General features: G+C 68.9%; 6 protein-coding genes. 5 read left to right on the top strand and 1 reads right to left on the bottom strand.

Going from position 1 to position 5,742, the window contains the following annotated elements:
• The 3 genes from G6016_RS11935 to G6016_RS11925 form a co-directional block, all read left to right on the top strand.
• Positions 1–870, top strand: an 870-nt coding sequence (locus G6016_RS11935) for a FecCD family ABC transporter permease (RefSeq protein WP_182632865.1), incomplete at its 5' end; no start/stop codon positions are given.
• Positions 867–1,685, top strand: coding sequence for an ATP-binding cassette domain-containing protein (locus G6016_RS11930; RefSeq protein WP_182632864.1), 819 nt, complete (start codon positions 867–869; stop codon positions 1,683–1,685). The genes G6016_RS11935 and G6016_RS11930, both read left to right, overlap by 4 nt.
• Positions 1,686–1,784: 99 nt before the next feature.
• Positions 1,785–2,057 (top strand): helix-turn-helix domain-containing protein, encoded by a 273-nt coding sequence (locus G6016_RS11925; protein ID WP_182632863.1) that lies wholly within the window; start codon positions 1,785–1,787, stop codon positions 2,055–2,057.
• Positions 2,058–2,190: 133 nt separating this feature from the next.
• Here the strand turns inward: G6016_RS11925 and G6016_RS11920 are convergent, their stop codons facing one another.
• Positions 2,191–3,678, bottom strand: a complete 1,488-nt coding sequence (locus G6016_RS11920; protein ID WP_182632862.1) for an MDR family MFS transporter — start codon at positions 3,676–3,678, stop codon at positions 2,191–2,193.
• 292 nt (positions 3,679–3,970) lie between these two features.
• Between G6016_RS11920 and G6016_RS11915 the strand changes: the two genes are divergently transcribed.
• The gene (locus G6016_RS11915) at positions 3,971–5,362 is read left to right on the top strand and encodes an MBL fold metallo-hydrolase (protein WP_182632861.1); all 1,392 of its coding nucleotides are present in this window, start codon (positions 3,971–3,973) and stop codon (positions 5,360–5,362) included.
• 8 nt (positions 5,363–5,370) lie between these two features.
• Positions 5,371–5,742: sulfite exporter TauE/SafE family protein (locus tag G6016_RS11910; protein ID WP_182632860.1), on the top strand; the 372-nt coding region annotated here is incomplete at its 3' end.

The raw sequence follows: 5,742 nt of genomic DNA, 5'->3' as shown, positions 1-5,742 counted from the left end.
CTGGGACACGACGTGCCCGGCGCATCCTTCACCGTCGGGCGGCTCCGGCTGCCGCGCGCGGTCCTCGCGGTCCTGGCCGGGACGTGCTTCGGACTCGGCGGCGTGACCTTCCAGACCATGCTGCGCAACCCCCTGGCCTCGCCGGACATCATCGGCATCTCCTCCGGCGCCAGCGCCGCAGCGGTGTTCGCGATCGTGATCCTCGGACTCGGCGGGGCGCAGGTCTCACTGTTCGCGATTCTCGCCGGGATCGCGGTGGCGCTCGCGATCTATGCGCTCGCCTACCGCGGTGGGGTGCTGGGCACGCGGCTGGTGCTCATCGGCATCGGGATCGCCGCCACGCTCGACGCCGCCACCAGCTACATCCTCGAGAAGGCACCGCAATGGGAACTGCAGGAGGCCATGCGGTGGCTCGCCGGCAGCCTCAACGGTGCCTCCTGGGAGCAGACTCTGCCCGTGCTGGTCGCGAGTTGCGTGTTGGTGCCGGTGCTACTACTTCTGTCGAGATCGCTGTCGATTCTGCAACTCGGCGACGACACCGCCTCCGCGCTCGGCGTTCGCACCGAACTGACGCGCGTCCTCCTGATCGTCGCCGCCGTGGGGCTCATCGCCTTTGCCACCTCCGCTACCGGGCCCATCGCCTTTGTGGCGTTCCTCGCCGGGCCGATCGCGGTGCGCCTTGTCGGTCCCCACGGCTCCCCGCTCATCCCCGCGGCGATGATCGGGATCATCCTCGTGCTCGGTGCCGACCTGCTGGGCCAGTTCGCCTTTGGCACCCGCTTCCCCGTTGGCGTGATCACCGGCGCCCTCGGCGCGCCGTACCTCGTCTATCTGATCGCCCGCACCAATCGCACCGGAGGCTCACTGTGACCGCCCACCACACCCTCGAGGCCACCGGCCTGACGCTGGGCTACCGGGACCGCACCGTGATCGACGACCTGGATCTGGACATTCCGCCGGGCGCCATCACCGCGATCGTCGGCGCCAACGCGTGCGGAAAATCCACCCTCCTGCGATCGATGTCGCGTCTGCTGTCCCCACGCGCCGGGCAGGTTCTGCTGGATGGCCGCGAGGTGCACCGCATGCCCGCCAAGAAGCTCGCACGCCAACTCGGGCTGCTGCCCCAGTCCCCCGTCGCGCCCGAGGGCATCACCGTCGCCGACCTCGTGGGACGCGGCCGGAATCCGCACCAGGGCATGCTCTCGCGCTGGTCCGTCGAGGACGACGCGGCCGTGGCCGCTGCGCTCGCCGCCACCGACTCGCTGGCGCTGGCCGACCGGTCCGTGGACGAACTTTCCGGCGGTCAGCGGCAACGCGTGTGGATCTCCATGGCACTGGCCCAGCAGACCGACCTGCTGCTCCTGGATGAGCCCACCACGTTCCTCGACGTTGCCCACCAGGTGGAGATCCTCGACCTTCTGGTGGACCTCAACAACGACCGCGGCACGACCATCGTCATGGTGCTGCACGACCTCAACCTCGCCGCCCGCTACGCCGACCACCTGGTGGCGATCGCCGACGGTCGGGTGCACTGCGCCGGGACGCCCGGCGAGGTGTTCACGTCAGACATGGTGCGGGCGGTGTTCGGACTCGACTGCCGGGTGATCGAGGACCCCACCTCCGGGCGACCCCTCATGCTGCCACTCGGACGACACGGGGTGCGGGTCAGCGATACGGCTGGCTGAGGCGGCCCGCTGTGGGCGGCCGTGGGCGGCTGTCGGCGACTGTGCGCGGCTCGCTGGCAGCGTCAGCGTGTGTCGTAGCTGCGGTATACAACTTCTGGCATGGGACCAGCATTCGGGGACGAACTCATCTGGATCGAAGCCGTCGGGCTGTACAGCGACGGCATGCATGCCGACGACGTATGCCGGCGCTACGGGATCACCCGGAGCACGCTCGCGCAATGGTGCGACTGGGTCGACTTCCGGTCGACGTGGGTAGACCCTGGCCGCCGGCCACCGGTGCCGTCGCCTGCCCCGGATTTCTGGCCGGATGACGCCGATGGTGCGAACGAAATCGATGGCTTGGATGCGCCCGTGTTTCCGCCGATCAGGTGACTACCGGCCATGTGGCCGTCAACGCCAGGACCGTCGACCATGTGAAACGAAAGGCGCCTGAGCATCCGGCCAGGTGGCCGAACATTCAGACGCCTTCGTCCTGCCATGTCGCGGTCTGGGCACAGCCGATGGGTCAGGCCTGGTCGGCCTCTTCGGCCAGAGCCTGGGCGACGGGCGCCTCGGTCTGCGCGGTGTTGCGGATGAAGAACACGCCGATCACCGTGATCAGGGAGATCAAGGCGCCGACCAGCATGGCGTTGTGTACGCCATTCATCTGCGCGGCGACCGGCTCAGCGCCGGACTCGGCACCGCTGACGATGCCCAGGGTCATCACGGTGATGAACATCGCGGTACCCGCTGCCGCGGCGACCTGCTGGAGCGTGTTCATCAGGGCCGAGCCATGCGAGTACAGGTGCGGGGGCAGCGAACCGAGTGCAGCCGTCATCAGCGGGGAGAACAGCAGCGCCAGGCCGGTGCTCATCACAATGTGGAATGCCACGACCATTCCGAGCGAGGAGTCCCCGTCGAGAGTGGTCATTCCCCACAGCGCGGCGGAGGTCAGCAGTGCGCCGGGGATGACGAGAGGACGCGGGCCGACCTTGTCGAAGAGGCGGCCGACAAACCACCCGAGGACGCCCATGACCAGACCGCCCGGCAGCAGTGCCAGGCCGGAGTCGAGAACGCTGACGCCCAACACCTGCTGCATGTAGAGCGGCAGGAGGATCAGGGTGCCGAACAGGGACATCATCGCCACCAGCATCATGACGAGAGCCGTCGTGAAGGTCGGACGGGCGAACGCGCGAACATCCAGCAGCGCGTAGTCCTTCAGCGCGAGCTGACGCCACACGAACGCCACGAGCGCCACCACGCCCACCATGCTCGGGATCCACGGAGTGATGAGTGCGTTCCCGGAGGCTGCCTCGCCGATGGAACTCAGCCCGTAGATCAGGCCCGCGAAGCCGACCGCCGAGAGCACTGCCGAGAACACGTCCAGAGGGATCGGCCGGGTATCGGTGACATTGCGGATCAGTGCCCCGCCGGCCACCAGCGCCAGCAGCGCGATGGGCAGGACCAGCCAGAACATCCATCGCCAGCTGAGCACGTCCAGAACCACACCGCCGACGGACGGGCCGATCGCCGGGGCCACGGCGATGACGATCGAGATGACGCCCATCGTCCGCCCCCGGCGGTCGGCGGGCACGACGTTGAGCACCGTGGTCATGAGCAGCGGCATCATGATCGCGGTACCGATCGCCTGCACGACGCGGCCCGCGACCAGCACCGGAAAGACCGGCGCGAGCGAGGCCAGCACCGTGCCCCCGGTGAAGGTGCTCATCGCGAGGATGAAGACGGGCCGAAGCGGCAGCCGCACCAGCAGCCAGCCGGTGAGCGGGATGACCACGGCCATGGTGAGCATGAAGCCCGTGGTGAGCCACTGCGCGGTGGCGGCGGTGACGTCGAACTCCCCCATCAGCTCGGGGAGCGCAACGGACATGATCGTCTCGTTGAGGATCACGACGAACGCGGCGGCGACCAGCAGCGCGATCAGGCGCACGGTCGCGGCGGGAAGCGGCGCGGAAGCAGCTTCGGGGCTCGCGGGGGCGGTGGAATCAGACGTCATGATCGTCCTTAGGAAATACGTACTGCGGGAAAGAAATTCAAAGCCCTCGATCACCTCGGCGCCGCGGGAACCCTAGAACCCTAGCCGAAACCCACACTGCGTGACATCTCACGTGACCAGCATTACCCATCCCCCTGCCCGGCGGGCCGGATAGGCATACCCGCGCCCGCATTCGGTAGATACCCCTGGCCGTATCTTGCACATACCCCCGGGGGTTTGTATTGTCTGTGGTGTACCCGCTGAAACGGGCCACCCGAATGGTCGGCCCGGCCCCGCTCCCAAGGAGGACGCGATGCTTCTCGAACGGATCTATGACGAGGACCTGGCGCAGGCTGGCTACCTCATCGGCTGCCAGGCCAAGGGCGAGGCACTCGTGGTGGACGCCCGCCGCGACGTCCAGCACTACCTGGACCTGGCCGCCCAGCACGGCATGACCATCACCGGCGTCACCGAGACCCACATCCACGCCGATTACCTGTCCGGCACGCGCGAGCTCGCCGCGGCCACCGGCGCGCAGATGTACGTCTCCGGCGAGGGCGGCGAGGACTGGCAGTACGGATTCGACGCCACCCGCCTGTACGACGGCGACGCGATCGAACTGGGCAACATCACCGTCCAGGCCGTCCACACGCCGGGCCACACGCCCGAGCACATCTCGTTCCTCGTCACCGACGGCGCGTTTGCCGACGAGCCCGGCTACATGCTCACCGGCGACTTCGTGTTCTCCGGCGACGTGGGCCGCCCCGACCTGCTCGACGAGGCCGCCGGCGGCGTCGACACCCGATTCGGCGGCGCCAAGCAGATCTTCGCCGCGTTGCAGAAGTTCGCGCAGCTGCCCGGCCACGTCCAGGTGTTCCCCGGCCACGGCTCCGGCAGCGCGTGCGGCAAGGCGCTCGGTGCCCTGCCCTCGACATCTGTCGGGTATGAAAGTCGGTTCGCGTGGTGGGCACAGTTTGTTGACGACGACGACGAAACCGGTTTCGTCGCCGAACTGTTGGACGGTCAGCCGGATGCGCACGCCTACTTCGGTCGGATGAAGCGGCAGAACAAGGAGGGCCCGGCGGTGCTCGGCACTCTGGACGCCCCGGCGCTGTTCGCGAACTCCGAGGTCGCGTCGCTGATCGAATCTGGCGACGTTGTCGTCGTCGACACCAGGGCGGCCGACGAGGTCCACGGCGGCACGGTCGCCGGGGCGCTCAACATCCCCGGTCCCGCCAAGGCCGCCACCTTCGGCTCGTGGGCGTACGACCCCGAGCGCGAGGACACGCCCCTGGTCCTACTCGCCACCGACGCCGAGCAGGCCGCCGACATGCGCGACCACCTGGTGCGGGTGGGGATCGACACCGTCGCCGGGTACATCACCGACTTCGACGGGCTGCCCATGGTCACGCCCGACGTCGTGGACCCGAGCCGGCTCGGCACGCTCGACGAGGCGCTGCTGCTGGACGTGCGCAACAAGACCGAGCACTCAGGCGGCCACATCCCGGGCTCAGAGCAGCTCAGTGCCGGGCGCGTGCTGTGGAACCTCGACCAGCTGCCGACCGACGGCCTGATCGTGAGCTACTGCCAGAGCGGTACTCGTAACTCGGTCGCGGCGAGCGCGCTGCGTCGGGCCGGATACCGGGTCGCCGAGCTGGACGGCAGCTACGCCGGCTGGCTCGAGCGGCAGACCGTTGCGGCCTGAGTATCGCCATGGGCCCGATGCTGATCGTCGTGGTGGGTCTGTCCGTCGTCGTGGGGGTGTCCCTGGGCCTCCTCGGCGGCGGCGGGTCCATCCTCGTGGTGCCGCTGCTGACCTACCTCGGCGGGATGGAGCCGCGGGAGGCCATCGCCTCCTCGCTGTTCGTGGTGGGCGTGACGTCGCTGGTCAGCCTGCTGCAGCACGCTCGCGCCGGGCGGGTGCGCTGGAAGACGGGACTGCTGTTCGGCGCGGCCGGCATGGTGGGCGCGTTCGGCGGTGGCCTGGTCGGCGGCCACATTCCCGGGCCGGTGCTGATGGTGGCGTTCGCGCTGATGATGGTCGCCACCGCCGCCGCGATGTTGCGGGCGCGGGGCGGGGCCGGC

This window comes from Dietzia aerolata (assembly GCF_014144865.1).
Taxonomy (GTDB): domain Bacteria; phylum Actinomycetota; class Actinomycetes; order Mycobacteriales; family Mycobacteriaceae; genus Dietzia; species Dietzia aerolata.
The sequence above is the reverse complement of the archived record's forward strand: the minus strand, read 5'-3'. Positions and strand labels throughout refer to the sequence as shown.